This is a genomic window from Streptomyces sp. NPDC050121, from assembly GCF_044460385.1.
Classification (GTDB): domain Bacteria; phylum Actinomycetota; class Actinomycetes; order Streptomycetales; family Streptomycetaceae; genus Streptomyces; species Streptomyces soliscabiei.
Map to the genome: position 1 here is coordinate 15,230 of NZ_JBITJV010000013.1, position 26,735 is coordinate 41,964.

Annotated in this window: 23 protein-coding genes; 14 read left to right on the forward strand and 9 right to left on the reverse strand. The window is 71.9% G+C overall.

The window, feature by feature from the left end; genetic code table 11:
* Positions 1 to 10: 10 nt before the first annotated feature.
* The 5 genes from ACIBTS_RS20825 to rhaI form a co-directional block, all read right to left on the reverse strand.
* Complete coding sequence (locus ACIBTS_RS20825) at positions 11 to 1,498, reverse strand: LutB/LldF family L-lactate oxidation iron-sulfur protein (protein WP_399321134.1); 1,488 nt, start codon at positions 1,496 to 1,498, stop codon at positions 11 to 13.
* Positions 1,495 to 2,250, reverse strand: coding sequence for a (Fe-S)-binding protein (locus tag ACIBTS_RS20830; protein WP_399321136.1), 756 nt, complete (start codon positions 2,248 to 2,250; stop codon positions 1,495 to 1,497). The genes ACIBTS_RS20825 and ACIBTS_RS20830 overlap by 4 nt, the downstream gene beginning before the upstream one ends.
* Positions 2,251 to 2,322: 72 nt before the next feature.
* Positions 2,323 to 3,759, reverse strand: a complete 1,437-nt coding sequence (locus tag ACIBTS_RS20835; RefSeq protein WP_399321138.1) for a rhamnulokinase family protein — start codon at positions 3,757 to 3,759, stop codon at positions 2,323 to 2,325.
* Positions 3,760 to 3,764: 5 nt separating this feature from the next.
* Positions 3,765 to 5,804: a bifunctional aldolase/short-chain dehydrogenase gene (locus ACIBTS_RS20840; protein WP_399321139.1), complete on the reverse strand. Its 2,040-nt coding sequence runs from the start codon at positions 5,802 to 5,804 to the stop codon at positions 3,765 to 3,767.
* A gap of 139 nt (positions 5,805 to 5,943) precedes the next feature.
* Positions 5,944 to 7,104 carry an L-rhamnose isomerase gene (gene rhaI, locus ACIBTS_RS20845; protein ID WP_399321141.1) on the reverse strand — a complete coding sequence of 387 codons (1,161 nt, stop codon included), beginning with the start codon at positions 7,102 to 7,104 and terminating at the stop codon, positions 5,944 to 5,946.
* Between the two features lie 282 nt (positions 7,105 to 7,386).
* On the opposite strand from rhaI, the gene ACIBTS_RS20850 reads away from it, so the two are divergent.
* From ACIBTS_RS20850 to ACIBTS_RS20895, 10 genes are all read left to right on the forward strand, one after another.
* Positions 7,387 to 8,904 (forward strand): sugar ABC transporter ATP-binding protein, encoded by a 1,518-nt coding sequence (locus tag ACIBTS_RS20850; RefSeq protein ID WP_399321143.1) that lies wholly within the window; start codon positions 7,387 to 7,389, stop codon positions 8,902 to 8,904.
* Complete coding sequence (locus ACIBTS_RS20855; RefSeq protein ID WP_399321145.1) at positions 8,901 to 9,971, forward strand: ABC transporter permease; 1,071 nt, start codon at positions 8,901 to 8,903, stop codon at positions 9,969 to 9,971. The genes ACIBTS_RS20850 and ACIBTS_RS20855 overlap by 4 nt, the downstream gene beginning before the upstream one ends.
* The gene (locus tag ACIBTS_RS20860; protein WP_399321147.1) at positions 9,964 to 10,956 is read left to right on the forward strand and encodes an ABC transporter permease; all 993 of its coding nucleotides are present in this window, start codon (positions 9,964 to 9,966) and stop codon (positions 10,954 to 10,956) included. The genes ACIBTS_RS20855 and ACIBTS_RS20860 overlap by 8 nt, the downstream gene beginning before the upstream one ends.
* A gap of 36 nt (positions 10,957 to 10,992) precedes the next feature.
* Entirely contained in the window at positions 10,993 to 12,075 is a 1,083-nt protein-coding gene (rhaS, locus tag ACIBTS_RS20865) for a rhamnose ABC transporter substrate-binding protein (RefSeq protein WP_399321148.1), read from the forward strand.
* 17 nt (positions 12,076 to 12,092) lie between these two features.
* The gene (locus tag ACIBTS_RS20870; protein WP_079657971.1) at positions 12,093 to 12,413 is read left to right on the forward strand and encodes an L-rhamnose mutarotase; all 321 of its coding nucleotides are present in this window, start codon (positions 12,093 to 12,095) and stop codon (positions 12,411 to 12,413) included.
* A gap of 66 nt (positions 12,414 to 12,479) precedes the next feature.
* The gene (locus ACIBTS_RS20875) at positions 12,480 to 13,910 is read left to right on the forward strand and encodes a BNR repeat-containing protein (protein ID WP_327319846.1); all 1,431 of its coding nucleotides are present in this window, start codon (positions 12,480 to 12,482) and stop codon (positions 13,908 to 13,910) included.
* 118 nt (positions 13,911 to 14,028) lie between these two features.
* Entirely contained in the window at positions 14,029 to 15,066 is a 1,038-nt protein-coding gene (locus ACIBTS_RS20880) for a LacI family DNA-binding transcriptional regulator (protein WP_399321149.1), read from the forward strand.
* A 127-nt stretch (positions 15,067 to 15,193) separates the two neighbouring features.
* Positions 15,194 to 16,495: an alpha/beta fold hydrolase gene (locus ACIBTS_RS20885; RefSeq protein WP_399321150.1), complete on the forward strand. Its 1,302-nt coding sequence runs from the start codon at positions 15,194 to 15,196 to the stop codon at positions 16,493 to 16,495.
* Positions 16,496 to 16,559: 64 nt separating this feature from the next.
* Positions 16,560 to 17,303 (forward strand): PIG-L deacetylase family protein, encoded by a 744-nt coding sequence (locus tag ACIBTS_RS20890; RefSeq protein WP_399321152.1) that lies wholly within the window; start codon positions 16,560 to 16,562, stop codon positions 17,301 to 17,303.
* A 31-nt stretch (positions 17,304 to 17,334) separates the two neighbouring features.
* Positions 17,335 to 18,165: a pentapeptide repeat-containing protein gene (locus tag ACIBTS_RS20895; protein WP_399321154.1), complete on the forward strand. Its 831-nt coding sequence runs from the start codon at positions 17,335 to 17,337 to the stop codon at positions 18,163 to 18,165.
* On the opposite strand, the gene ACIBTS_RS20900 is transcribed toward ACIBTS_RS20895, so the two are convergent.
* Positions 18,127 to 19,713, reverse strand: coding sequence for a cytochrome P450 (locus ACIBTS_RS20900; RefSeq protein ID WP_399321156.1), 1,587 nt, complete (start codon positions 19,711 to 19,713; stop codon positions 18,127 to 18,129). The two genes, ACIBTS_RS20895 and ACIBTS_RS20900, sit on opposite strands and share 39 nt — an antisense overlap.
* Before the next feature lie 108 nt (positions 19,714 to 19,821).
* On the opposite strand from ACIBTS_RS20900, the gene ACIBTS_RS20905 reads away from it, so the two are divergent.
* Together ACIBTS_RS20905 and ACIBTS_RS20910 are read left to right on the forward strand one after the other, a co-directional pair.
* Positions 19,822 to 20,436, forward strand: coding sequence for a TetR/AcrR family transcriptional regulator (locus tag ACIBTS_RS20905; RefSeq protein ID WP_399321157.1), 615 nt, complete (start codon positions 19,822 to 19,824; stop codon positions 20,434 to 20,436).
* An 86-nt stretch (positions 20,437 to 20,522) separates the two neighbouring features.
* On the forward strand, positions 20,523 to 21,245 hold the full coding sequence (locus tag ACIBTS_RS20910; protein ID WP_399321158.1) for a DUF2470 domain-containing protein: 723 nt from the start codon (positions 20,523 to 20,525) through the stop codon (positions 21,243 to 21,245).
* Here the strand turns inward: ACIBTS_RS20910 and ACIBTS_RS20915 are convergent.
* From ACIBTS_RS20915 to ACIBTS_RS20925, 3 genes are all read right to left on the reverse strand, one after another.
* On the reverse strand, positions 21,213 to 22,460 hold the full coding sequence (locus tag ACIBTS_RS20915; RefSeq protein ID WP_399321160.1) for a lactonase family protein: 1,248 nt from the start codon (positions 22,458 to 22,460) through the stop codon (positions 21,213 to 21,215). The genes ACIBTS_RS20910 and ACIBTS_RS20915 overlap by 33 nt on opposite strands.
* 90 nt (positions 22,461 to 22,550) lie before the next feature.
* Positions 22,551 to 23,603 carry a hypothetical protein gene (locus ACIBTS_RS20920; protein WP_399321161.1) on the reverse strand — a complete coding sequence of 351 codons (1,053 nt, stop codon included), beginning with the start codon at positions 23,601 to 23,603 and terminating at the stop codon, positions 22,551 to 22,553.
* 46 nt (positions 23,604 to 23,649) lie between these two features.
* Complete coding sequence (locus ACIBTS_RS20925; protein WP_319673999.1) at positions 23,650 to 24,903, reverse strand: FUSC family protein; 1,254 nt, start codon at positions 24,901 to 24,903, stop codon at positions 23,650 to 23,652.
* A 386-nt stretch (positions 24,904 to 25,289) separates the two neighbouring features.
* On the opposite strand from ACIBTS_RS20925, the gene ACIBTS_RS20930 reads away from it, so the two are divergent.
* Positions 25,290 to 26,249, forward strand: a complete 960-nt coding sequence (locus tag ACIBTS_RS20930; RefSeq protein ID WP_399321163.1) for a phosphotransferase family protein — start codon at positions 25,290 to 25,292, stop codon at positions 26,247 to 26,249.
* A 175-nt stretch (positions 26,250 to 26,424) separates the two neighbouring features.
* Positions 26,425 to 26,661, forward strand: coding sequence for a hypothetical protein (locus tag ACIBTS_RS20935; RefSeq protein WP_319673997.1), 237 nt, complete (start codon positions 26,425 to 26,427; stop codon positions 26,659 to 26,661).
* Positions 26,662 to 26,735: the final 74 nt, after the last annotated feature.

The following is a 26,735-nucleotide window of genomic DNA, read 5'->3' on the forward strand; positions in this document are numbered from 1 at the left end:
TTCACGTTGTTCACTTCGTCGCCCCCTTGCCGGTGGTGCCGCCGTTCGTCCGCTGCCACCAGTCACGGAACGGCTCCGCCGGTACGGCCGGCAGATCCCGGGTGTCGCTCCACGCCTTGCCCGGACCGGGCAGGGCACGCGGGTGCAGGCGGCGCGTGCGGGAGGCGAGCCGCTGGCCGGTGCGCAGGGCGCCGGGGCTGCTGAACGCCCAGCGGGCCGCCCGCATCGCGGCGCGTTCGGCGGCATGGCCCTTGGCCGGCTTCAGGACCACCTTGTTGCCCTCGCGGACCACCGGCCCGCCCTCGACGACCCGCTCCCGCAGGTGCACCAGCACCTCCGGGATGTCGATGGCGACCGGGCACACCTCGTAGCACGCGCCGCACAACGACGACGCGTACGGCAGCGAGGCGTCGATCTCGCTCTGCGTGCCCCGCAGTTGCGGGCTGAGGATCGCGCCGATCGGGCCCGGGTAGACGGAGCCGTAGGCGTGGCCGCCGGCCCGCTCGTACACCGGGCAGACGTTCAGACAGGCCGAGCAGCGGATGCAGCGCAGGGCCTGGCGGCCGACCTCGTCGGCGAGGGTGTCGGTGCGGCCGTTGTCGAGCAGCACGAGGTGGAAGGTCTGCGGCCCGTCGCCGTCGGTCGTGCCGGTCCAGGTGGTCGTGTACGGGTTCATGCGCTCGGCCGTCGAGGAGCGCGGCAGGGTCTGCAGGAACACCTCCAGGTCCCGCCAGGCCGGCACGATCTTCTCGATGCCGACGACGGAGATCAGGGTCTCGGGGAGCGTCAGGCACATCCGCCCGTTGCCCTCCGACTCGACGACGACCAGGGTGCCGGTCTCCGCGACCATGAAGTTCGCTCCGGAGATCCCGACCTTGGCCCGCAGGAACTTCTCACGGAGGTGGAGGCGGGCGGCCTCGGCGAGTTCGGCGGGCGTGTCGGTGAGGCCCTCGGGAGCCGGGCGCCCCCACTCGCTCATCTCCGCGCGGAAGATGTCCCGGATCTCACCCCGGTTGCGATGGATCGCGGGCACGAGGATGTGCGAGGGACGGTCCTTGCCCAGCTGCACGATCAGCTCGGCGAGATCGGTCTCGTAGGCGCGGATGCCCTCGGCCTCGAGCGCCTCGTTGAGCCCGATCTCCTGGGTGGCCATGGACTTGACCTTGACGACCTCCCGCTCGCCGGTCTCCCTGACCAGCCGGGCCACGATCCGGTTCGCCTCGTCCGCGTCGGCGGCCCAGTGGACCGTGCCGCCGGCCGCCGTGACCGACTCCTCCAACTGGACCAGATACCGGTCGAGATGACGCAGGGTGTGGTCCTTGATCCGCTTGCCGGCCTCCCGCAGCTCCGCCCAGTCGGACACCTCGGCGACCGCCTTCGCGCGCTTGGCGCGGATGGTGTGCGTGGCATGCCGCAGATTGCCGCGCAGGGTCGGGTTGCCGACCGCCTCGCGCGCGGCCTTCGGAAACGCCGGCATCCCGACGAACGTCCCGCTCACAGCGCAGGCTCCCCTTCCGTGCTCGCCAGGATCTCCGCGATGTGCACCGGGCGCATGCCCGTCTTCAGCCGGGTCATGGTCCCGCCGATGTGCATGAGGCAGGAGTTGTCGGCCGCGCACAGCACCTCGGCGCCCGTCGACTCGGCGTTGCGCACCTTGTCGGCGCCCATCGCCGCCGAGACGTCCGCGTTCTTCAGCGCGAACGTCCCGCCGAAGCCGCAGCACTCGTCGGCGCCGGGCAGCTCGACCAGCTCCAGCCCCTTCACCGCCTGGAGCAGCCGCCGGGGCCGCTCCCCGAGTCCGAGACCGCGCAGTCCGTGACACGTCGGGTGGTAGGTCACCGTGTGCGGGTAGTACGCGCCGACGTCCGTCACCCCCAGCACATCGACCAGGAACTCGGTGAGCTCGTACGTCTTCGGAACCACCGGCGCCAGTGTGGCGGCGAGGGTGTCCCCGCGCCCCTCGGCCCGGGCCCGCTCGCCCATCCGCGGATACAGCTCCCGCACCATCGCCCCGCAGGACCCCGACGGTGTGACGATCGCCTCGTACTCCCTGAATACATCGGAGTAATGCCGGGCGAGCGGCTCGGCCTCATGGCGGTAGCCGGTGTTGTAGTGGGCCTGGCCGCAGCAGGTCTGAGCCATCGGGAAGTCGACCTCGACACCCAGCCTGGTCAGGAGTTTCACCACGGCGCGGCCGGTGTCGGGATAGAGCGTGTCGTTGACACAGGTCAGGAACAGTGCGACACGCATCGCGGCTCCTCAGGGTTGGTCATCGGATGAGTGCAGAGTAGTCCGGCACAGCGGCTGGGGGGAGACCCCGTCTCACCGTGTGGCGAGCCGGGCCTGAGCCGCACCCCACCGCTCGGCGCCGCCCTGCGGCTCGTAGCGGGTCAGGGGCTGCGTTCGGGAGAGCAGCCGGCGCATCTCGGCGCGATCGCCGACCAGCCCGTGCGACCGGGCCTGGACGAGCACGTTGCCGAGTGCGGCCGCCTCCGTCGGACCGGCCACCACCGGCAGCCCGCAGGCGTCGGCGGTGAGCTGGCACAGCAGCGCGTTGCGGGTGCCGCCGCCGACGATGTGGACGACGTCGACCGGGTGGTCGGCGAGCCGCTGCGCCTCGGCGACGGCCCGCCGGTGGGCGAGGGCGAGGGAGTCGAGGATGCAGCGCGTGATCTCGGCGGGAGAGACGGGCACCGGCTGCCCGGAGGCACGGCACGCCTCGGCGATCCGCTCCGGCATCCGCCCGGGCGCCAGGAAGGCCGCGTCCCCGGCGTCCACGACCGACCGCAGCGCCGGCACGGCCGCCGCCTCCCGCAGCAGGGCGCCCAACTCCGGGTCGCCCCAGGCCCGTACGCACTCCTGGAGCAGCCACAGTCCCATGATGTTGCGCAGGTAGCGGACCGTGCCGTCGAGGCCCAGCTCGTTGGTGAAGTTGGCGGCGCGGCTCGCCTCGGTGAGCACGGGCGCGTCCAGCTCCAGTCCGACCAGGGACCATGTGCCGGTGCAGATGTAGGCGAACCGTTCGCCGACCGCGGGGACGGCTGCCACCGCCGACGCCGTGTCGTGCGAGCCGACGGCCGTCACCGGCACGGGCCCGGTCAGCCCCGTCTCCTCCAGCACCTGCGCCCGCAGCAGCCCGGCGGGATCGCCGGGCCGGCGCAGCGGAGCGAACAGCTCCAGGTCGATGCCCAGCCGGGCGGCGACGTCGTAGGACCAGTCGCCCGTGCGGGGATCGATGAGCTGGGTGGTGGAGGCGTTGGTGAGCTCGGTGCCCTGCTCCCCGGTCAGCCAGTAGGTCAGCAGGTCGGGGATGAGCAACAGCCGCCGGGCCTGGGCCAGTTGGGCCGAGGAGGCCGCGGCCGTCAGTTGGTACAGGGTGTTGAAGGGCGCGTACTGCAGGCCGGTCGCCGCGTACAGCTCGGCGGCCGGGACGGCTCCCCACACCTTCTCCGCGACGCCCTCGGTGCGGGCGTCGCGGTAGTGGACGGGGTTGCCGAGCAGCGCCCCGTCGGCGTCGAGCAGGCCGTAGTCCACGGCCCAGCTGTCGATGCCGACGGAGTCCACCTGCCCGGCCGCCCGCAGCCCGTCCAGCACCCCCGCGTACAGGGACAGCACATCCCAGCGCAGCCCCTCCGGAACCCGGACCGGCCGGTTGGGGAAGCGGTGCGCCTCCGCCAGCTCCAGCGAGTCCGGGCTCACCCGGCCGACCATGACCCGTCCACTGGACGCGCCGAGGTCGACGGCGGCGTACGACTTCACGGCCGTCACCGGAGGAACGCGGCCGCCACACCCGCGTCGACGGGGACGTGGAGTCCGGTGGTGTGGGTGAGCTCCCCGCCGGTCAGCGCGAACACGGCGTTCGCGACATGTTCCGGCAGCACCTCACGCTTGAGGATGGTCCGCTGCGCGTAGAACTCGCCCAGCTTCTCCTCCTGGACCCCGTACACGGCCGCGCGCTGGGCGCCCCAGCCGCCGGCGAAGATGCCGGAGCCGCGCACCACGCCGTCCGGGTTGACCCCGTTGACGCGGATGCCGTGCTCGCCCAGCTCGGCGGCCAGCAGCCGCACCTGGTGGGCCTGGTCGGCCTTGGTGGCGGAGTAGGCGATGTTGTTGGGCCCCGCGAACACGGCGTTCTTCGACGCGATGTAGACGATGTCGCCGCCCAGTCCCTGAGCGATCATCACCCGGGCCGCCTCACGCGAGACGAGGAACGAACCGCGGGCCATGATGTCGTGCTGGAGGTCCCAGTCCTTCGCGGAGGTCTCCAGCAGCGGCTTGGAGATGGAGATCCCGGCGTTGTTGACGACGAGGTCGACCCCGCCGAAGGCGAGCGCGGCGGCCTTGAAGGCGCCGGTGATCTGCTCCTCGGACGTCACGTCGACGGTGACGGCGACGGCCTTGTCCGGCCCGCCCAGCTCCTGAGCGACGGCGACGGCGTTCTCGGCGTTGAGATCGGCGACGACGACACATGCGCCCTCGGCGACCAGCCGATGCGCGATCGCCTTCCCGATCCCGCTCCCGGCGCCCGTCACCAGCGCCACCCGGGTGGCGAGCGGCTTCGGCTTCGGCATCCGCTGGAGCTTGGCCTCCTCCAGCGCCCAGTACTCGATGCGGAACTTCTCCGACTCCTCGATCGGCGCGTACGTCGACACCGCCTCGGCGCCCCGCATCACGTTGATCGCGTTGACGTAGAACTCGCCGGCCACGCGCGCGGTCTGCTTGTCCTTGCCGAAGGAGAACATGCCCACACCGGGGACGAGCACGATCGCGGGGTCGGCGCCGCGCATGGCGGGGGAGTCGGGCTCGGCGTGCCGCTGGTAGTAGGCGGCGTACTCCTCGCGGTAGGCGGCGTGCAGCTCCTTCAGCCGCGCGACGGCCTCGGCCGGCGGAGCGGTCGGGGGCAGGTCGAGGACCAGCGGCCGCACCTTGGTGCGCAGGAAGTGGTCCGGGCAGGAGGTGCCGAGCGCGGCGAGCCGCGGGTGCTCGGCCCGCGCCACGAAGTCGAGGACGGCGTCGGAGTCGGTGAAGTGCCCGACCTGCGGCTTGTCCTGGGAAGCGATCGCCCGCACGTGCGGCGCGAGCACGGCTGCCCGCTCCCTCCGCTCGTCCTCGGGCAGCGCCTCGTAGCCGTCGAGGACGGGACCGAAGGGCTCGGCCTTGCCCTTCTTCGCGAGGAAGGCCTCGGCCGTGCGGATGATGTGCAGCGAGTTGCGCTCGCACTCCTCGGAGGTGTCGCCCCAGGCGGTGATCCCGTGCCCGCCGAGGACGCATCCGACGGCCTGCGGGTTGGCGGCCTTGACGGCGGCGATGTCGAGCCCGAGCTGGAAGCCGGGCCGCCGCCAGGGCACCCAGGCGACGGCGTCGCCGAAGCACTCGGCGGTGAGCTTCTCCCCGTCGGCCGCGCAGGCGAGCGCGATCCCGGAGTCGGGGTGCAGATGGTCCACGTGGGCGGCGTCGACGAGCCCGTGCATGGCGGTGTCGATCGACGGCGCCGCACCGCCCTTGCCGTGCAGGCAGTAGTCGAACGCGGCGACCATCTCGTCCTCGCGCTCGACCCCCGGGTACACGTCCTGCAGTGCCCGCAGGCGGTCCAGCCGCAGTACGGCGAGCCCGGCCTCGGTGAGCGTGCCGAGGTCGCCGCCCGACCCCTTCACCCACATCAGCTCGACGTCCCCACCGGTCACGGGATCGGTGTCGGTTCCCTTGGCGGAGGCGTTCCCGCCGGCGTAGTTGGTGTTACGAGGATCAGCGCCGAGCCGGTGCGACCGGCCGATGAGAGCAGAGGCTTCGGGGTGCGGTGCCATGAACTTCGAGTCCTTACGTGAAAGAGGGTGACTGCATGCTTTCCAGGGGCGCGGGCGGTGTCGATGTGCGGTTCCGCCGCGTGGGTGCGACCGGCCACGACGGGCCCGCAGCCCGCGAATCACAGATCTCGGCGCACGCCTACGCGCCCCAGCCGGCCTGCTCCCCGCCGACCCGCTCGGCAACGATCTTCTCGGCCCACCCGGACCGCCGGTAGGCCGCCATCGGCTCGGGGTCCAGCCCCATGTCCTCCCGCACCTCACGAAGCAACGGCCGCACATCGGTGTTGTAGGCGTCCATCACCACGGCATTCGCCTCCAGCACATCACCGGACGCCTGCGCGGCAGCCAGCGCCGAGCGGTCGATGAGCAGCGCCTTGGCCGTCGCCTCCTGCACGTTCATCACGGAACGGATGATCGCCGGAATCTTCGCCTCGATGTTGTGGCACTGGTCGAGCATGAACGCGACCTCGGACGTGAACCCGCCCCCGCGCACCACCTCGTACATGATCCGGAACAGCTGGAACGGGTCGGCCGCTCCCACCATCAGGTCGTCGTCGGCGTAGAACCGGGAGTTGAAGTCGAACCCGCCGAGTTTCCCCTCCCGCAGCAGCGTGGCGACGATGAACTCGATGTTGGTTCCGGGCGCGTGGTGCCCGGTGTCGACCACGACCTGTGCCTTCGGGCCGAGCTTCAGGCAGTGCGCGTACGCCGTCCCCCAGTCGGGGACGTCCGTCGAGTAGAAGGCGGGCTCGAAGAACTTGTACTCCAGCAGCATCCGCTGGCCGTCCCCGAGCCGCGCGTACACCTCGGCCAGGCCCTCGGCCAGCCGGTCCTGCCGCTCGCGGAGGTCGTCCTGCCCGGGATAGTTGGTCCCGTCGGCGAACCACAGCTTCAGATCGGCCGAGCCCGTCGCGTCCATGATGTCGACGCACTCCAGCAGATGATCGAGCGCCTTGCGCCGCACCGCCGCGTCCGGGTGGCAGATGCTGCCCAGCTTGTAGGCGTCGTCCTGGAAGGTGTTGGAGTTGATCGCCCCGAGCTTCACTCCCCGGTCCTCGGCATGTTTCGCAAGTGCGGAGTAGTCCTCCACCTTGTCCCACGGAATGTGCAGCGCCACGGTCGGGGCGACGCCGGTGAACGCGTGCACCTGTGCGGCGTCGTCCAGCTTCTCCTGCGGGGTTCGCGGGACGCCCTCCTGGGCGAACACCTTGAAGCGGGTCCCCGAGTTCCCGTACGCCCACGACGGCGTCTCGACGGCCTGGGTCTTCAGCGCGGCCTTCACCGCGGCGAGGTCGGTCACTTCGGGCTCCTGTGGCATCAGTCCGGAACGACTCCCGGATGAAACGATTCAGAACGGGAAGCTATGAGCCAGCAGGGAGAGTGTCAAGCCCTCCGTCCAGGCCCTTTGTTCGTGACCGCCGTGTGACCTTCGGCTATCGATAACTTTTCGACACGTACCCATTGACGTCACATGCCCGGCATGTCTAACGTCCCGGCAATCCAGTTGAAACCTTTCACGACGTCGTGACGGCCCCCGGCTCTCGGTGGGAACCGGTTCGCGGACGTCGTCGAGGAGCCACCCATGACCCACCCGTCCGACACGGGACCAGCCCCGGTGCTGGCGCTGAGGGACGTAGCCAAGTCCTTCGGCGCCGTCCGCGCCCTGCGGGGCGTCTCCCTGGAGCTGTTTCCCGGTGAGGTCCACGCCCTCGCCGGTGAGAACGGCGCGGGCAAGTCGACCCTGATCAAGACCCTCGCGGGGGTGCACCGACCGGACGCCGGTCGGGTGCTGCTCGACGGTGAGCCCGTCGTCTTCCACGGTCCCGGCGACGCCCGCGACGCCGGTATCGCCGTGATCTACCAGGAGCCCACGCTCTTCCCCGACCTCTCGATCGCCGAGAACATCTTCATGGGCCGCCAGCCCCGGCGGGCCCTGGGCCGGATCGACCACAAGGCCACCCACGCGGCCACCGCCGCCCTGATGAAGCGCCTCGGCGTCGACCTCGACCCCGACCGTCCGGCGCGCGGCCTGTCCATCGCCGACCAGCAGATCGTGGAGATCGCCAAGGCACTCTCCTTCGACGCCCGTGTCCTGATCATGGACGAGCCGACAGCCGCCCTCACCGGCAGCGAGGTCGCCCGCCTCTTCGGAGTCGTGCGCACCCTGCGCGAACAGGGCGCGGCCGTCCTCTTCATCTCCCACCGCCTCGAGGAGATCTTCGAGATCTGCCAGCGGGTGACCACCCTGCGCGACGGTGCCTGGATCGCCAGTGAGCCGATCGAGGGCATGACCGAGGACGACCTGGTCCGCCGGATGGTCGGCCGCGACCTCGACGAGCTCTACCCCAAGCAGGACGTCACCCCGGGCGAGGTCGCCCTCAGCGTCCACCGGCTCACCCGGGAGGGCGTCTTCACCGACGTCTCCTTCGAGGTCCGGCGCGGCGAGATCGTCGGCCTGGCCGGACTCGTCGGCGCCGGGCGCACGGAGGTCGCCCGGGCGGTCTTCGGCATCGACCGCTGGGACGGAGGCGAGGTCTCCGTGGACGGCCGTCCGCTCACCAACGGCGCCCCCTCCACCGCGATGGCCGCGGGCCTCGCCCTGGTCCCGGAGGACCGGCGCGCCCAGGGCCTGGTGATGGACATGTCCATCGAGCGCAACATCGGCCTCACCGGGCTGCGTACGACGGTGAAGGCCGGGCTGATGGACCGCGGCGCCGAGCGCAGCCGCTCCCTCGACTGGGCGGTCAAGCTCCAGGTGAAGTACGCCAGGATCGCCGACACCGTCAACACGCTGTCCGGCGGCAACCAGCAGAAGGTCGTCCTCGCGAAGTGGCTGGCCACGGGGCCGAAGGTGCTCATCGTCGACGAGCCGACCCGCGGCATCGACGTCGGCACCAAGGCCGAGGTGCACCGGCTGCTCAGCGAGCTGGCCGCCGACGGGGTCGCCGTCCTGATGATCTCCTCCGACCTGCCCGAGATCCTCGGCATGGCCGACCGCGTGCTGGTGATGCACGAGGGGCGCCTGACCGCCGAGATCCCCCGTTCCGACGCCACCGAGGAAACCGTGATGGCCGCAGCCACCGGGAGGGCCGCCGCATGACGGTGACCACTTCCCACGAGGCCCCCGTCGCCGAGGTGCCCAAGTCCAGCGGCACCCGCCTGGTCGACCGCGTCTTCAAGATGCGCGAGCTCGCCATCCTGGTCGTCTTCCTGGTGATGATCGCCGTCACCCAGGCCGGCAACAGCGAGTTCCTGTCCGAGCAGGGCATTAAGGACCTGCTGCTGAACGCCACGATCCTGGTCCTGGTCGCCACCGGCCAGTCCCTGGTCGTCATCACCCGCAACGTCGACCTGTCGGTCGGCTCCACCCTCGGCATCAGCGCCTTCGCCGCCGGTACCTATCTGCACGGCGGCGGCAACCCGGGGATCGCGATCCTGCTGGCCGTCCTGCTGGGTGTCGGCTTCGGGCTCCTGAACGGCCTGCTCGTCAGCCTCGGTCAGGTGCCCGCCCTGGTCGTCACCCTCGGCACGCTGTACATCATCCGCGGCATCGACTCCATCTGGGTCGGCTCCCGCCAGATCACCGCGGCCGACCTCCCGGGCGGCTTCGTGGACTTCGGCTCCGGCGGCCTGTCCGCCGTCCCGTATCTCGCGCTCATCGCGCTGGCCGTCCTGATCGCCACCGCCTACTACCTCAAGCACTTCGGCAGCGGGCGCGAGCTGTACGCGCTCGGCTCCAACCCTGAGGCCGCCCGCCTCGCCGGCATCCCGGTGCGCAAGCGCATCCTCGCCGCCTACACCTTCTGCGGCGGGCTCGCCGGCCTCGCGGGGGCGATGTACCTGGCCCGCTTCGGCAACGTCGACTCCAGCACGGGCAACGGCTACGAACTCACCGTCGTCAGCGCGGTCGTGGTCGGCGGCGTCGTCTTCACCGGCGGCTCCGGCAGCGTCTACGGCGCCGCACTCGGCGCGCTGCTGCTCACCTCCATCAACAGCGTCCTGCCCGCCCTCGGCGTCAGCTCGGTCTGGGTGCTCGCCATCAACGGCGTCCTGCTCCTGCTGGCCATCGCGGTCGACCGGATCGTCGCCGTGCGGGTGGCGTCCGCCCTGAAGAAGAAGTCGGCGTCCATCAAGCCGGCCGTAGAGAAGGGGGAGGCTCGTGCCTGAGTCGCTCACCCGTGCCGTCCGCTGGGACACGGTCGTCGGCACCCTCCTGATCGTCCTGCTGCTGTTCTCCTTCACCACCGTGGACGGATTCGGCAACCCGCTGAACCTGTCGTTCCTGATCGGCAACACCCTCCCGATCGCGCTGATCGCCCTGCCGATGACGCTGCTGGTGGTCTCCGGGGAGATCGACCTGTCGGTCGCCTCCACGGCCGGCCTGTCCGGCGCGGTGATGGGCGCCCTGTGGAACCAGGGCCTCACCATCGAGGCGATCATCCCCATCTGCCTGCTGCTGGGCGTGGTCTGCGGGCTCGTCAACGGCCTGCTCGTCACCCGGCTCGGGCTGCCGTCCCTGGCCGTCACCATCGGCACACTGGCCGCCTACCGGGGCATCGCGCAGATCGTGCTCGGCTCCGACGCGGTCACCGACTTCCCCACCCAGTACCTCGACTTCGCGGCCGGACGCGTCGGGGACAGCTTCCTCCCGCAGGCCTTCCTGCCCTTCGTCGTCCTGCTCGCGATCGCGGTGGTCGTCCTGCACGCCACCCCGTTCGGCCGCTCGCTGTTCGCGACCGGCGCCAGTGAGGAGGCCGCCCGGTTCGCCGGCATCCGGGTCAAGCGACAGAAGCTGATCCTGTTCACGGTGACCGGCCTGATGGCCTCCCTCACCGGCATCTTCTGGGCCCTGCACTACGCCAGCGCCCGCTACGACAACGCCACCGGCCTCGAACTGTCCGTCATCGCGTCCGTCCTCCTCGGCGGCATCGACTTCGACGGCGGCAAGGGCACGCTCGGCGGCGCGATCGCGGGAGTCTTCCTGCTCGGCGCGGCGCAGAACGTGATGAGCCTGAAGGACGTGTCCGCACAGTCGCAGATCGTCGTCACCGGCGTACTGCTCGTCGTCTCCGTGCTCGGCCCCCGGGTCGCACGCCAGATCTCCGTCGCGCGGGCGGGCCGTAGAGCCGCAGCCTCGACCTCGACGGCGTAACCCCCGCCTCGCCCACCCTCGTAAAGGAAACCCGTAATGCGCAAGTCATCTCTCCGCCGTGCCTGCGCGGCCCTCGCCGCCGTCTCCTCCCTCGCCCTCGCGGCCACCGCCTGCGGCGGCACCACCAAGGAGGACGTGAAGAACGAGAGCACCGGCGCCGCCGCCTCCGCCGGCAAGGCCGACCCGAACGCGGCCACCAAGAAGGGCCTGACCGTCGGCTTCCTGCCGAAGCAGGTCAACAACCCGTACTTCACCTCCGCCGACAAGGGCGGCGAGGCGGCTCTGAAGGAGCTCGGCTCCAGCTACAAGGAGGTCGGCCCGTCCAGCGCGACCGACACCTCGGGGCAGGTGTCGTACGTCAACACCCTCACCCAGCAGCAGGTCGACGGGATCGCCGTGTCCGCGCAGGACCCGGGCGCCCTGTGCACCGCGCTGAAGCAGGCCATGAGCAACAAGATCAAGGTCGTCACCTACGACTCGGACACCAACCCCGAGTGCCGTAACGCCTTCGTCTCGCAGGCCTCCGCCGAGGACCTGGGCCGCACCGAGGTGCAGCTGCTCGCCCAGCAGATCGGCTACAAGGGCGAGATCGCGATCCTGTCGGCCGCGCAGACCGCGACGAACCAGAACGTCTGGATCGACTTCATGAAGAAGGAGCTGGCGGACCCGAAGTACAAGGACATCAAGCTCGTCAAGGTCGCGTACGGCAACGACGACGCCCAGCAGTCCTTCCAGCAGACCCAGGGCCTGCTCCAGCAGTACCCGAACCTGAAGGGGATCATCTCCCCGACCACCGTCGGCATCAAGGCGGCCGCGCAGTACCTGTCGGGCTCCAAGTACAAGGGCAAGGTCAAGCTGACCGGGCTGGGCACCCCGAACGACATGCGCACCTACGTCAAGAACGGCACCGTCGAGGGCTTCGAGCTGTGGGACCCCTCGAAGCTCGGCGCGCTGGCCGCGCAGACGGCGGTGGCGCTCGTCTCGGGCCAGATCACCGGCGCGGAGGGTGAGACCTTCAAGGCCGGAGGCACCACGTACACCATCGGCAAGGACGGTGTGATCAGCCTCGGCAAGCCGACCGTGTTCGACGCCAAGAACATCGACCAGTTCAACTTCTGATCCGGGAGCGGTACTTCATGCAGCGCGTCTGTTTCCTGCTCAAGGTCCGTCAGGACCGGCTCGCCGAGTACCGCGAACGCCATGCCGCCGTGTGGCCGGAGATGCTGGACGCTCTCTCGGCCACCGGCTGGCACAACTACTCCCTCTTCCTGAGAGACGACGGCCTGCTCGTCGGTTACCTGGAGACCGAGGACTTCGCGGCCGCCCAGGCCGGCATGGAAGCCGCCGAGGTCAACGCCCGTTGGCAGGCGGAGATGGCGCCGTTCTTCGAGTCGCTGGACGGTGCCCGCCCCGACGAGGCCATGAAACCGCTCACTGAGGTGTTCCACCTGGCCTGACACCTCCCGCCGCCCCTCCCCGCCGCCCCTTCCCCTCCGCTCTCGCACGACAATGGAGTCCCCGAGATGAAAAGACGTACGTTGCTGGGCGCCGCCCTCGCCACCGCCGTGGTAAGCCCCGCCTTCGCCGCCGGCATCGCACGGGCCGCCGACCCCGGCCCGTCGGTCACCCTGACCGGCAGCACCCTGCTCGACTCCCAGGCCCTCTTCTTCGTCTCCTACGACGGCCTGGTCAACAACAACTCGTTCCAGAAGAACGCGATGTTGACCTACAAGGGCTACCAGTACGCCGTCTGGTACACCGCCGACCGCAACGCCGTCGTCGCCCGCCGTGTGTTCGGCTCCAACACCTGGTCCACCGTCAAGGTCGGCCACACGCTCAAGACCAACGACTCCCACAACGTCATCTCCATGGGCATCTCCAAGGTCGACGGTCGGCTCCACCTCAACATGGACTCGCACAGCGACGGGTTCACCTACGTCAAGTCGGTCGCCGGGCTGATGGACAACCCCGCCGGCCTGAGCTGGGACACGAGCCGCTTCGGCGCACCCCAGTCCACCCTCGACGGGCTCGCGCTCACCACGCAGTTCACCTACCCGCAGTTCATCTCGACACCCGAGGGCAAGCTCCAGCTCAGCTACCGTGCCGGGATCTCCGGCAACGGCCGCAACGCCCTCGCGGAATACGACGGTTCGTCCTGGACCGCGCTCGGCGAGTGGACGTCCTCGACCGGCACCTACACCAGCGAGCACGGCTCCAGCACGGCCCGCAACATGTACCTGCACGGCATCGACTACGACGTCAACGGTCGCCTGCACGCCTTCTTCACCTGGCGCGAGCAGAACGGTGCCGTGATGTGCAACACCGGCGGCATCACCAACCACGACACCGGCTACGTCTACTCCGACGACCGCGGCCGCACCTGGCGCAACAACGCGGGCAGCGTCGTCGGCACCACGGGCGGCTCCGACAAGGTCTCGGTCACCGACTCCGGTCTGGTGGTGGACGCGCTCAACCCGGACCACTCCCTGATGAACCAGGAGAGCCAGTTCACCGACTCGGCCGGCCTGCCGCACGCCATCATCAGCTACGTGCCCGGCCGCTTCGGCCAGTGCACCACGAACTACGTCACCGACCGCACGACCAACGGCCGCGCCTTCCACGTCCGCAAGAACTCCTCGGGCACCTGGCAGAAGACCGAGATACCGGTGCCGCTGAACTCCAGCCAGCGCACCAAGCTGATCCTCGACAAGTACGGCAACGCGTACGCGATCTTCCCCTTCTGCCGGATCGCCGGGGCCTCCAAGGCCTCCGGGTACACCGACTGGACGGTGCTGTACGACGGCGTCGGCGCCGGGCTGAACGCCTTCGGCGAGGTCGTGATCGACGAGACGCGGATCGGGCAGGACAACTTCCTGTCGATCATGTACCAGGAGAAGTCCAGTGGTACGACGCCCTCGGCGCTCCGCTCGCTCAACTTCAGCCTGCCCGCCTGATCCGTACCGTCGGGACCGGGAGACCGTGACCGACTCGGCAGTGGCGGGTGCGTGCGAACCACGAAGGTAGTGTGAACGCGCACCCGCCGCTCCTCATCTTTCTGGAGGTCCCCGCCCGATGGCCCAGTCGGTGGGTATCAAGGACGTCGCCCGTGCCGCCGGAGTCTCCGTCGGCACCGTCTCGAACGTCATCAACCGTCCGGACACGGTCGCCGCCGAGACCCGGGCGCGCGTGCTGTCCGCGATAGACCGGCTCGGCTACGTCCGCAGCGAGTCGGCCCGCCAACTGCGCGCGGGCCGCAGCCGGATCATGGGGCTGCTCGTCCTCGACATGGGCAACCCCTTCTTCGTGGACGTCGCCCGCGGCGCCGAGCGGGCCGCGCGGGACGCCGGGCTGGGCGTGATGGTCTGCAACAGCGCCGAGAGCGCAGGCGAGGAGGCCGAGTACCTGTCGCTCTTCGCCGAGCAGCGGGTGCGGGGCGTGCTGCTCACCCCGGCCGACGCCACCGGCCGCAACATCGACTCCTTCCGCCGGCACGGCATCCCCTTCGTGCTCGTCGACCGGGTCTCCGAGGGCACCACCGAGTGCTCGGTGTCGGTGGACGACGTGGCGGGCGGCGCGCTCGCCGTACGGCATCTCATCGACGCCGGACACCGCTCCATCGCCTACGTCAGCGGCCCGCCCGGCTTCACCCAGGTCCGCGACCGCCGCACCGGTGCCCTGAACGCGCTCGCCGAGGCGGGCCTGGGCCCCGAGCGCCTGCGCGAGCTGCCCACCGAACGCCTCGACGTCGCCGCCGGCCGGGACGCGGGCGCCCGCCTGCTCGGCCTCGCCGACCGTCCGACCGCCGTGTTCTGCGCCAACGACCTGCTCGCCCTCGGCGTCCTGCAGGCCATGTACGCGGCCGGCGTCGGCGTTCCCGACGACCTCGCCATCGTCGGCTACGACGACATCGAGTTCGCCGCCGCCGCGGCCGTCCCCCTCACCTCCGTGCGCCAGCCGGCCGTCACCATGGGCGCCCTCGCCGCGGAGATGCTGCTGGAGGAGACCGAGGAGACCGAGGAGGGGGGAGCGCGCGCCGGGCGGCACGAACACCGGCGGGTGGTGCTGCAGCCGGAGCTGGTGGTACGCCGGTCCAGCCTCGCGGCGCGCTGAACGGCGGTTCGGTATCCGCGCTGATCGCCCGTTCAGCAGGAGTTCATGATCCCCCGGGCTCCGGAGCCGCCCGGACATGTGCTGAACTGGGACGCGGTCCGTACACCGATCGTCCCGGGAGCCACTGTTGTCCGTCAGCTACCGTCAGCCCGGCGTCGTCCTCACCGACCGCCGCTTCACCGTGCCCCTCGACCACGCCGACCCGGCCGGGGAGACGATCGGGCTCTACGCCCGCGAGGTCGTCGCGAGCGACAAGGCGGACCAGGACCTGCCATGGCTGCTCTACCTCCAGGGCGGCCCCGGCTTCGGCGCCAACAGGTTCGTCGGCAAGCCGGCCTGGCTCGGCCGTGCGCTGAAGGAGTACCGGGTCCTCCTCCTCGACCAGCGCGGCACCGGCCACTCCACCCCGGCCAACCGCCAGACGCTGCCACTGCGCGGCGGACCGGCCGAACAGGCCGACTACCTCACGCACTTCCGCGCCGACTCCATCGTCCGCGACTGCGAGCTGATCCGCCGAGAGGTCACCGGCGGTGCCCCCTGGACCGTCCTCGGGCAGAGCTTCGGCGGCTTCTGCACGGTCACCTACCTCTCCCTCGCCCCCGAGGGCCTCGCCACCGCCCTCATCACCGGCGGCCTGCCTTCGCTGGACGCCCACGCCGACGACGTCTACCGCGCCGCCTACCCGCGCATGGAGCGCAAGGTCGCCGCGCACTACGCCCGCTACCCGCAGGACGTCGAACGCGCCCGCCGTATCGCCGACCACCTCCTGCGCCACGAGGTGACGCTCCCCAGCGGCTACCGGCTCACCGCCGAGGCCTTCCAGACGGTCGGCATCCTCCTCGGCGGCGGCGAGGGCAGCCACCGCCTGCACCACCTCCTCGAAGAGGCCTTCGTCCCCACCCCGCGGGGCCCGGAGCTGTCCGACGCCTTCCAGGAGGAGATCCAGGGCCTCCTCTCCTACGCCGGACACCCCCTCTACGCCCTCGTCCACGAGGCCATCTACGGCCGGGACACCCGCCCCACCGCCTGGGCCGCCGATCGGGTACGCGCGGAGTTCCCGCAGTTCGACGCGGCCAAGACGCTGACCGGCGACGGACCGCTGCTGCTCACCGGGGAGACGATCCACCCCTGGATGTTCGACACCGACCCCGCGTTGCGCCCGCTTCGCGAGACCGCGGAACTCCTCGCCGCCCGCACCGACTGGCCGCCCCTGTACGACCCGGCCCGCCTCGCCGCAAACGAGGTCCCGGTCGCGGCCGCGATCTACCACGACGACCTGTACGTCGACACCGCCCACTCCCTGCGCACCGCCCGCGTCATCCGCGGCCTGCGCACCTGGGTCACCGACGAGTTCGAGCACGACGGCGTCCGGGCCGGCGGCCCCCGGGTCCTGGACCGCCTGCTCGCCCTCACCCGCGACGAGGCGTGACGCCGGCGTCACCGCCACTGCCACCGTCCCCGGCGCTGTCACCGGCACCGGTTAGTCTGCCGACATGACCGAGCCGACGACCGCCCAGCTCGAACCCATGCCCGAGGACTGGCGGCGTGCCCTGGCCGTGGTGGCGCACCCGGACGACCTGGAGTACGGGTGCTCCGCGGCGGTCGCCGCCTGGACCGACGCCGGCCGCGAGGTCGCCTACGTCCTGGCCACCCGCGGCGAGGCGGGCATCGACACCCTCGCGCCCGCCGAATGCGCCCCGCTGCGCGAGCGGGAGCAGCGGGCGAGCGCGGCCGTGGTGGGCGTGTCGACGGTCGAGTTCCTCGACCACCGGGACGGCGTCATCGAGTACGGGCTCGCCCTGCGCCGGGACATCGCCGCCGCGATCCGCAGACACCGTCCCGAACTGGTCGTCACCCTCAACCACCGCGACACCTGGGGCGGGGTCGCCTGGAACACCCCCGACCACGTCGCCGTCGGCCGCGCCACCCTGGACGCGGCCGGGGACGCCGGCAACCGCTGGATCTTCCCGGAACTCACCGAGCAGGGCCTGGAGCCGTTCGACGGTGTGCGCTGGGTCGCCGTGGCCGGCTCCACGACGCCCACCCACGCCGTGGACGCGTCGGCGGGACTGGAGCGGGCGGTCCGCTCGCTCCTCGAACACCGCACGTACATCGAGGCGTTGACCGACGAGGAGCCGGAAGCGTACGCACGGCGGTTCCTCACCGGGGTGGCTCAGTCCGTGGGCGAGCGGTTCGGCGGGCGGCCGGCCGTGGCGTTCGAACTGTTCAGCCGGTAGGGCGGTGCCGCAGGTCAGTAGGGTGGAGGGCATGCCAGAGACGACGGTGGACCGGAACACCCTGCGCGGCGACTGCGGGAACTGCTTCGGCCTGTGCTGTGTGGCCCTGCCCTTCGCCCGCTCCGCGGACTTCGCGATCGACAAGCCCGCCGGCAAGGCGTGCCCCAACCTGGGCGAGGACCACCGCTGCGGCATCCACGCCCGGCTGCGCCGGCAGGGCTTCACCGGCTGCACGGTCTACGACTGCTTCGGCGCCGGGCAGCAGGTCTCGCAGGTCACCTTCGGCGGCCGGGACCCGCGTAGGGCCCCGGATGAGGAGGCCCGCCGCATGTCCGAGGTGTTCCCGGTCGTCCGACAGCTCCACGAACTCCTGTGGTACGTCACCGAGGCGCTCGCCCTTCCCGCCGCCCGCCCGATCCACGCCGAACTGCGCCGGGCCCTGGCGAAGACCGAGGAACTCACCGCTCTGACCCCGGACGAGCTGACCGTGCTCGACGTGCCGGCGCACCGCCAGGACGTCAATGTGCTGCTCCTGAAGACCAGCGAACTGGTCAGGGCCGGGACAGACGGCCGTAGGAAGGAGCGCCGGGGCGCCGATCTGATGGGCGCCCGGCTCAAGGGCGCCGACCTGCGAGGCGCGAACCTGCGCGGCGCCTGTCTGATCGCCGCAGACCTCACCGGCGCGGACCTGCGTCGAGCGGACCTGATCGGCGCCGACCTGCGTGACACCGACCTGGCGGACGCCGATCTGACCGGCGCGTTCTTCCTGACCCAGCCGCAGTTGAACGCGGCCCGGGGAAGCGCGGGCACGAAGCTGCCGGAGTCAGTCGCCCGCCCCGCGCACTGGACAGCGGGCCGCTGAGGGCGCCGCTGCCCCGCTCTCCTCGTCGGCGGCCCCGCTCTCCTCACCCGCCGCCGGGCCGCCCGGCGGCGGAGTGCGCCGCTCCAGGTGCAGACGCAGCCCGTCCGGCATCAGTGTCAGCCGTTCCGTGACGCGCAGCCGGTACGCGGGGTCGGGCCGCAGCTCATAGCGGCGCAGCAGCAGTCCGAGTACCAGCGTCGCCTCGTGCAGCGCGAACTGCCGTCCGATGCAGGCCCGTGCCCCGGTGCCGAACGGCTTGAAGGTGTGCGGGGCGCGGGCGCGTACGGCCTGGGCGTCGAAGCGGTCCGGGTCGAACCGCTCGGCGTCCGGCCCCCACACCTCGGGGTCGCGGTGCAGCATCGCCGTGAGCACCAGCGCCCAGCCGCCCCGCCGCATCGGATGCTCCCCGCCCAGGACGGTGTCGGCGCGGGCCTCCCGGGCGAAGGCGGGCGCCGTCGGCCACAGCCGCAGCGCCTCGTCGAGGACCCGGCGGACGTACCGCAGCCTGGCCACCTGGTCGTACCGAGGCACCGCCGCGTCTCCCCACACCTGGTCCACCTCGGCGCGGGCGCGGGCCGCGATCTCCGGGTGGAGCGAGAGGTAGTGCAGGGCGAAGGAGAGCGCGCCCGAGGTGGTCTCGTGGCCGGCGACCAGGAAGGTGATGACCTGCCGCCGCACGTTGTGCGCCGACAGCCGTTCGCCCGTCTCGGGGTGGGCGGTGTCGAGCATCCGGTCGAGCAGGTCGCCGTCCCCGCCGCCCTGCTCGCGGCGCGCCCGCACCAGGTCGTCGACCGTGCGGTTCAGGTAGGCGATGTCGGCCTCGTTGCGGCGCGTGGCCCGCCGCAGCAGCGCGGGGGAGGGCACGGTGTTGAGGCGCTGCGCGTAGCTGAGGGTGCCCACCATCGCCGTCACGAAGGGGTGCGGCCGGGTGCGCTCGAAGGACCCGAAATCGTGCCCGAAGCCGGTGCGCGAGATCGTCTCCAGGGTCAGCTTGGTCATGTCGCCGGGCACGTCCACCGCCCGGGCCGCGGCCAGTTCCCGGTCCCAGTGGCCGGTGAGCCGCTCCGCCACGTCCAGCATCATCGGGTGGTAGGCCGCCATGGCCTCGCGGCTGAACCCCGGGGCCAGGACGTCGTGCGCGAGCTGCCAGTTCGGCTCGTGGTTGTACGCCGTGAACAGGGCGTCCCCGACGACGGGCCGCAGGTTGGCTATGCCCAGCCCCACGTGCTTGGCGAACCGCGTCTCGTCCGCCATGTCGGCGGCGAGCCTCGCGCCCCACACGAACACGAACTCCCGGCCGAACGCCTTGCGCCGGTAGATCGGCCCGAGTTGCTCGGCGTAGCGCATGGAGTCCTGCAGGGGGGTGCGCCGGCTCGCGCCGAGGACGTCGCCGAGCAGCGGGAGCCGGCGCGGCGGATGCGGAATGCGCTCCAGCTCGGGCCAGCCGAGCTCCGCGCCGCGGAATCCTTTCGGCAGTACCTCGGTCGTGCCCCCCGTGGCTGACCCCGTCGTTCCGGTCGTCCCCGTCGTCCCCGTCGTCTCCGCCATGACGCGATCTCCCTTGATGCAGCGGCACGTTGAGCATGTTGTACGTGGGTTCAATAACGCGGCTCAGTCTGGTCCCGCTGTTGAACCCACGTCAAGTAAGGTGCGGGCATGGCCGCGAACCAGGGGGAGCGCACCCGGCGTCGACTGAGTACCGGGGAACGCAGGGAGCAACTCCTGTCGGTCGGCGCGCGGCTGTTCTCGGAAAGCCCCTACGACGAGGTGTGGATCGAGCAGGTCGCCGAGATCGCCGGCGTCTCGCGTGGGCTGCTGTACCACTACTTCCCCACCAAACGGGACTTCTTCGCGGCGGTCGTCGAGCGCGAGAGCGAGCGGATGCTGCGTATGACGGCGGCGGTCCCCGGCGTCCCGGTCCGTGCACAGCTCGCGTCGGGCCTGGACGCCTTCCTGGAGTACGTGGAGACCCACGCCCACGGCTACCGCGCCTTCCACCGCGCGGACGCGGCCGGCGACCAGGCGGTACGCAAGGTCTATCAGCGGGCCCTGATGGCACAGGAGCGCCAGATCCTGGCGGCCCTCGGCGCCGACCCCGAGTTCGGCCCGGTCTTCGAGGAGCGGCCCGACGTGCGGCTGGCGGTGCGCGGCTGGCTGGCCTTCACCACGGCGGTCTGCCTGGAATGGCTGCGCGGGCCGGACCTGTCACGGGATCAGGTGCGGGAGCTGTGCACGCGGGCGCTGCTGGGGGTTATGTCGGCTTCGGGGTGACTTCGGACAGGGAGCCTTGGGGCAGTGGTTGGCGCGACCATGGATCTCCGATAGGTTAGGCAAGGCTTACCTAAGGAGGTTTTGGGATGGGTGACAGCCAAAGCTGGGCGGCCCTGCCGTCCGCCGCCGCGCAGGCCCGATCGGTGCTCGCGGCCTCGTGGTCCTGCACCGTGACCGCGGACGGCGGACGCGAGGAGTTCGTCGGCGCGCACACCGTCGACGAGAACGGCCGGGTGATCCTGCGGGCGCCCGAGGACAGCGCCCTGCGCACCGCGGCGATCTGCGCACCCCGCGGCGAGCCGTCCGCCGTGCTGGAGTTCGCCGACCCGGCGCCCGTTCCCGTACGCAGCCGTATCCGCGCCCGGCTCTGGCTGGCCGGCTGGTTCACCCCGGAGAGGGGCCACCTCGCCTTCCACGCCACCCGCGTGGTGCTGAAACCGTCCACCGGCGCGGTCGTCGTCGCCCTCGACGAGTTCACGCAGGCCCGGCCCGACCCGCTCGCCGCTGCCGAGGCCCAGCTGCTCACGCATCTCGCCGACGCCCACCCCGACGCCGTCGAACGGCTCACCCGGCTCGTCCGGCGAGACAGCCTGCACGGCGCCGTCCGCGTTCAGCCGCTCGCCGTCGACCGGCACGGACTGACGCTGCGCATCGAGCGCGCCCGCGCCCACGGCGACGTCCGCCTGCCCTTCCACGCGCCCGCCGACGACGTCGCACAGCTCACCGAGCGCATGCACGTCCTGCTCACCCAGGCGGCGGCCGCCTGCCCGCGCGCCCTACAGCGGCAGCGCACAGACGGCGACGGGTGACGCGAAGGGCTCGCCCGCGAGCCGCAGCCCACCGTTCGCGCCGTCGACCCGGAACACGCTGACCGTGCCGGAGCGCTGGTTGGCGGCGAAGAGCAGGCCGCCGTCCGGCGAGAGGGCGATCTGCCGAGGGAAGTCCCCGTCCACCGGCACCGTGCCGAGCAGCCGTAGCCGGGCCCCGTCCGCCTCCACGGCGTAGCGGGCGAGGCTGTTGTCGCCGCGGTTGGCGAGGAAGGCGTACGCGCCGTCCCGCGTGACCGCCAGCTGCGCCGGGTAGTTGGTGCCCGCCTTCGAGCCCGTGGACTGCGGCTTCCCGATCGTCAGCCGCCCACTGGACGCTTCGTACCTGCAGACCGTGACCGTGTCGTCGGCCTCGTTCGCGAGGTAGGCGTACCGGCCGCCGGGATGGAACGTGAGATGGCGCGGACCGGCGCCCGCCCGGGTGTGCGCCTGCGCGACCTCCGTGAGCGTGCCCGCCTTCTCGTTCAGGCGGTAGCTGTACACGGTGTCGGTGCCGAAGTCGACGGCGAGGACATGGCCGCCGTCCAAAGCCGTGATGAACTGATGGGCGTGCGGCCCCTGTTGGCCCTGCCGGGGCGCCGGACGGGTGTGCGTTTCCATGGCGGTGCGGTCGCCGAGCGCCCCTGAGGCGTCGATCGCGTGCACGGCCACACTGCCCGAGCCGAAGTCGGCGCTCAGCAGCCACCGCCCGCTGGGATGCACCGACACATGGCAGGTGTGCGCCCCGCCCGTGGCCCGGCTGCCCAGCACCTTCTCGTCGGACAGCCGTACGGCCGTCACGGCGCCCGCCTCGCGTTCGTTCGCCGCGTAGAGCGTTCGGCCGTCCGGGTGCACCGCGAGGTAGGACGGGTCCGGGACGCCGGTGATCGTGCCCCGGCCGGTGATCCGCCCCGAGCCGGGGTCGTACGAGGCGACGCCGATGCCCTTCCCGCCGCCCTCGGCGGAGGTGTACGTGCCCACGTAGAGGGGCCGGGGGCCGGCGGGGCTCGGCGATGCCTGCGGCGCGGACGCCGTCGAGGCGGACGCCGACGGCTGCTGGGGCGGCGCGGCCTGCGGGGCCTGCTCGGCGTCCGGTGAGCCGTCGGCACTGCTGCTGCCGCACCCGGCCAGGGCCGACGCCGCCGCCGCGCCGCCGAGCACCCCGACGAAGCGGCGCCTGCTCCAGCGACCGTCGGCCGCGTCCGTCCCACTGCTCATGCCCGCACCTCAGGTCGTCGTCCGCATCCTCCGTGACAGCCACCTTGACCCGGACCGGCCGTCGAACGCAAAAGCGGAAAACCCGGCGGACTACCAGTCGCCGTCCTCCACCGGCTTCCCCGGCGCGTCCTTGAGGTGGTGCACCTGGCCGGGGGCGGGCGGCTGCCACGGATCCAGGTCGGCGCCGAGCCACTCGCCCACCGGCTGCACGCCGGCCAGGGTGTCGCTGGGCGCGACGTCGTGCGCGTCGTCGTCGTAGTAGTCGAACCAGGGCAGCCCGGCCTGGGTGTACGCGGCGCGGTCCACGGGGGACGGCGGGGGCTCCTCGCCGGTGATGCGCCGCCACTCCGGGGGCGTCACCAGATGCACGAAGACCCGGGCGGCGGGCCGCTCCGTGTAGTCCGCGACCGGACGGACGTCCTGGTACACCTCCTGGCGCATCGAACCGCCCACGCCCAGGCCCATCGCGGCGGCCGCGCGGACCCGGGGCGCGCCGCCGGGCGCGGGGGCCGCGGCGGGCATCATCGGGGCCGCACCGGGCGGGGGCGGCGCGCCGTACGCGCGCACCGACTTCACGCTCCTCGTCTCCAGGGAGCGGCGGCGCTCCGCCTCCCGCCACTCGGCACGCTCGACCTCGTTCAGCGGGAACGACTGCAGCTGGACCCCGCCCCAGACCTCCTCGCCGGTGACCTGGCCCTCCACGGTCGCCCCGAGGCCCAGCGGCACCGCCACGAACTGGCGCACCGTACCCCTGCCCGAGTTGATCCCGTCCAGCCAGGGCTGACGAGGCAGTGGGAGGTAGTTCTGCGGGTCGCGGGAGAGCCGGCTGCTCCAGGGCTTCCCGGAGACCGCGCACACCTTGCCTGCCCCGACCTGCAGCGCGGCCGGCTCCGTCGAGCCCGCGAAGCTCAGCCACATCGCCTCACGCAGGTACATCGGCAGCAACACGCCGCCCCGCGCCAGCCACTCGGCGGGCACGGTATCGGCGTGGTCGCAGACCCGGCGGACCGGGAACGGGCCGAGGCCGGGCGGCAGGTCGTGCGTGCCCTTCTCCGGCAGCCGCAGCGTCCGCATGAACCGCACCGCCACCCCGCCCGGCAGCCTCAGCGTGTCCCCGTCGATCCGTACGGCGGTGTCGGCCATCCGCATGCTCCCCTCGTGTCCCGCGCCCGTCCCGTCGCGGAGCCTGTCAAGGAGAACGCCTGCTGATCCCCGTACGGTTCCGCCACAGCTCCTCCTGAACGCCGAGGCGCTCACGCAGGCGGGTCAGACGAGGCATGCGCTCGCGCTGTTCCCGTGACACGCGGTCCAGATCCTCCAGGAGCCGGCGGGAGCGGTGCTCGGTGTCGAGCTCGTCCAGGATGCGGTTGACCTCGGTGAGCACGGCGCCGTGCAGCTGCCACTGGCGGGCGTCGTGCTGGAGCTGCTCCAGCAGCAGCTGGGCGAGCTTGTCGCGGGTGGCCGCGGCCTGCCGCAGCTCGGCGCTGAGCCGGGCCTCGGCGGCGTCCGCGTTGAGGCTGACACTCGTCGTGACCAGCACCGCGAAGCTGACCACCGCGTCGGCGATCTCCGACAGCAGCCGCTCCACGGTCGCCCCGGTCTCCGGCGGGAACAACGGCTGCGGCTCGCGCTCCCTGGCGAGGTCGGTGAGCGTGCGGGCGAGCACCCGCAGCACGACCGTGCAGATCTCCAGCGTGTCCAGACCGGTGCGCAGCACCACCCGGTGCAGCAGCCCCTCACGTACGCGCGGATTGAGCCGCAGGCTGTCCTCGGCCTGCCGCAGCGCCGCGTCCACCTCGACGATGTCGTGATCCAGCCGACGCGCCTCGTGCAGTCGGGCCGCCGCCTGCTCGACGGGGGTGCGGCCGGCCGCCTCCTCGCCGATGCGCAGCATCAGCTGCCGCAGCCTGCGGGCCAGCCCCTCGATCGACTCGCCCGCCTCCTCCACCCACACCGGAGGCGGCAGCAGCACATTGCAGCCGAGCCCGACGACCGCGCCGATCAGGGTCTCCACCACCCGCGCCCACGCCGTGTCCCCGACGGTGGTCACCCCGAGCACCAGCATGGCGCTGATCGCCACCTCGGGGACGTACTCGTCGACCCGTACCAGGTGCCCCACACCCAGCGAGGCCACGATCAGCAGCGCGAGGCTCCACCAGGTCAGACCCACCAGGAGGCTGAAAGCGATGGCGACGAGCACACCGGCCACCACCGCGTTCACCCGGCGGATGCCGTTGGTCAGCGTCGCGTACAGGGTGACCTGCACGACCAGCAGCGCGGTCAGCGGCGCCGTCAGCGGCAGTGCCTCGGGGCTCAGGCGCAGGGCGATGACATACGCGATGGTGGCCGCGGCGGCGGCCCGCAGCGCCTGGACGACCACGGGTTCCCGGTGGCGCTGCACCAACCGTACGAGCGGCCCCACGCGCTCACGTACATCTTGCATCCCCAGACCAGTTCCCCTTCCTCACCTGCCTCGAACGTTTCCAGCCGCGAGCGAGCCTAGATCGTCGTGGGCGGCCGGGGAAGAGCAGGTGGGCCACGGGGTCAGCCCCCGTGGTCGGGTTCCGGTCGTCCGCACGGGGTGACGGCGGTCCGCTGCTGCTCGGCACGCTCTGCGCCACCGCCACCGCCACCGCCACCGCCACCGCCTCCGCCGCTCCCGTTGCGCGACGGCGTCGATGACCGGCGGGCCTTCCGTACCCTGTACCGGGACCGCACGCCCGGCGTCGTCGACCCGGCCGCCGGGGGATGGCTCAACGGGCTGATCGCGGACGGGTGTGACGCCGGCGACGGGGTACGCGGCCGGCCGGAGGAAGGGGTGGGTACAAGGTGACGGACTCCTGGGCACGGGCCCGGAACGCGCTGGAGGCGGCGGGGATACCGCCCGACCGACTGGCCCGCCTCGGACCGCTCGGCGGCGGCACGTACAACACCGTCGAGGAGCTCCGCCTCACCGACGGCAGCGGCTACGTACTGAAGGTCGCGCCCACCGCGCCGGGCCTGCGCTACGAGAGCCGGCTGCTGCTCGGCGAGGCGGAGTTCTGCCGCGGGGCGGCCGAGGCCGGCGTGCCGGCGCCACGCGTCGTGGCCGTCGACGAGGCGTGGCTGCTGATGACGCTGTCCCCGGGCGCGCCCTGGGACGATTCGCTCACCGTCGCCGAACAGGCGGAGCTGCGTGGGGAGTTGGGACGTCAGGTCGCCCGGCTGCACGAGGTGACCGGGCCCGGCTTCGGCTATCCCACCGGCGCCTTCGGCCCGCTCACGCCCGACTGGCGCACCGCGTTCACGGCGATGTTCGACGGCCTCCTCGCCGACGCCCGCGAGCACGGCGCCCGGCTGCCCCGTCCCGTCGAGGAGGTCGCCGCCGTCGCCCGGTCCGTGTACGACGCCCTCGACGAGGTCACCGTCCCGCGGCTGGTCCACTACGACCTGTGGCCGGGCAACATCCTGGTCGACCGTACCGACGGCCGGGCCCGGATCGGGGGCCTCATCGACGGCGAGCGCATGTTCTGGGGCGACCCTCTCGCCGACTTCGTCTCCCTGGCGCTGCTGGGGGACATGAGGAAGGACGAGGCGTTCCTGGAGGGCTATCGGGCCGCCGGAGGCCGCGCCGTGTTCGACCGGTCCGCCCGGCTGCGTCTTGCCCTCTACCGCGCCTACCTCTACCTGATCATGCTCATCGAGACGGTTCCGCGGGCGGTCGGCGCCGATCAGGAGCGGTGGGTGCAGCAGAGGGTCGCCCCGGAGCTCGTGGCGGCGCTGGACGAGATCGAGTCCGCGGCGGCGTGACGGGGCGACGGGGTGGCGTGACGGGGCGGGTGACGACCGCCGGTGCGGGCGCACGGCCCTCCCGGCACACAGGTCCCTCCCGGCCGCCCGCCGCCATGTTTCGTCCGGCGGTCGGGGAGGTACTCGCGTGAGGCCCGGACGATCGGTGTCCGGGAGAGCGCGGAGGGAGGATGTCGTGGCCGCACAGCGCCGCGAAGGCCCCGGCGAGGACGGCGCGCCGGTCCCGCGTGACCTGCCGGACCAGCAGGCCGACGGGGGCGAGGACCCCTGGGACGCCGCCGCGCCCGAGTCGCCGGAGGAGGCCGCGCAGGACGTCCCGGACACCGACGAGGCGGGCACCGGCCGGCAGGGCGCCCCGCGCGCGGAAAGCGGACAGTCCGACCATCCCGTCCCCGACGAACCGTCCGCCTGAAGAGCCTTGGTGGCCTCGACCTGGACCCGGGTGCCCGGACCCGAGTGCCCGGACCTGGGTGCCCGCAGGACCGG

What these genes read in the sequence shown, in the direction of transcription:
- ACIBTS_RS20830 (WP_399321136.1), bottom strand. Translation starts at nt 2,250, where the DNA reads ATGCGTGTCGCACTGTTCCTGACCTGTGTCAACGACACGCTCTATCCC.
- ACIBTS_RS20840 (WP_399321139.1), bottom strand. Translation starts at nt 5,804, where the DNA reads ATGGCACCGCACCCCGAAGCCTCTGCTCTCATCGGCCGGTCGCACCGG.
- ACIBTS_RS20850 (WP_399321143.1), top strand. Translation starts at nt 7,387, where the DNA reads ATGACCCACCCGTCCGACACGGGACCAGCCCCGGTGCTGGCGCTGAGG.
- ACIBTS_RS20855 (WP_399321145.1), top strand. Translation starts at nt 8,901, where the DNA reads ATGACGGTGACCACTTCCCACGAGGCCCCCGTCGCCGAGGTGCCCAAG.
- rhaS (WP_399321148.1), top strand. Translation starts at nt 10,993, where the DNA reads ATGCGCAAGTCATCTCTCCGCCGTGCCTGCGCGGCCCTCGCCGCCGTC.
- ACIBTS_RS20870 (WP_079657971.1), top strand. Translation starts at nt 12,093, where the DNA reads ATGCAGCGCGTCTGTTTCCTGCTCAAGGTCCGTCAGGACCGGCTCGCC.
- ACIBTS_RS20875 (WP_327319846.1), top strand. Translation starts at nt 12,480, where the DNA reads ATGAAAAGACGTACGTTGCTGGGCGCCGCCCTCGCCACCGCCGTGGTA.
- ACIBTS_RS20880 (WP_399321149.1), top strand. Translation starts at nt 14,029, where the DNA reads ATGGCCCAGTCGGTGGGTATCAAGGACGTCGCCCGTGCCGCCGGAGTC.
- ACIBTS_RS20890 (WP_399321152.1), top strand. Translation starts at nt 16,560, where the DNA reads ATGACCGAGCCGACGACCGCCCAGCTCGAACCCATGCCCGAGGACTGG.
- ACIBTS_RS20895 (WP_399321154.1), top strand. Translation starts at nt 17,335, where the DNA reads ATGCCAGAGACGACGGTGGACCGGAACACCCTGCGCGGCGACTGCGGG.
- ACIBTS_RS20900 (WP_399321156.1), bottom strand. Translation starts at nt 19,713, where the DNA reads ATGGCGGAGACGACGGGGACGACGGGGACGACCGGAACGACGGGGTCA.
- ACIBTS_RS20905 (WP_399321157.1), top strand. Translation starts at nt 19,822, where the DNA reads ATGGCCGCGAACCAGGGGGAGCGCACCCGGCGTCGACTGAGTACCGGG.
- ACIBTS_RS20910 (WP_399321158.1), top strand. Translation starts at nt 20,523, where the DNA reads ATGGGTGACAGCCAAAGCTGGGCGGCCCTGCCGTCCGCCGCCGCGCAG.
- ACIBTS_RS20915 (WP_399321160.1), bottom strand. Translation starts at nt 22,460, where the DNA reads ATGAGCAGTGGGACGGACGCGGCCGACGGTCGCTGGAGCAGGCGCCGC.
- ACIBTS_RS20920 (WP_399321161.1), bottom strand. Translation starts at nt 23,603, where the DNA reads ATGGCCGACACCGCCGTACGGATCGACGGGGACACGCTGAGGCTGCCG.
- ACIBTS_RS20925 (WP_319673999.1), bottom strand. Translation starts at nt 24,903, where the DNA reads ATGCAAGATGTACGTGAGCGCGTGGGGCCGCTCGTACGGTTGGTGCAG.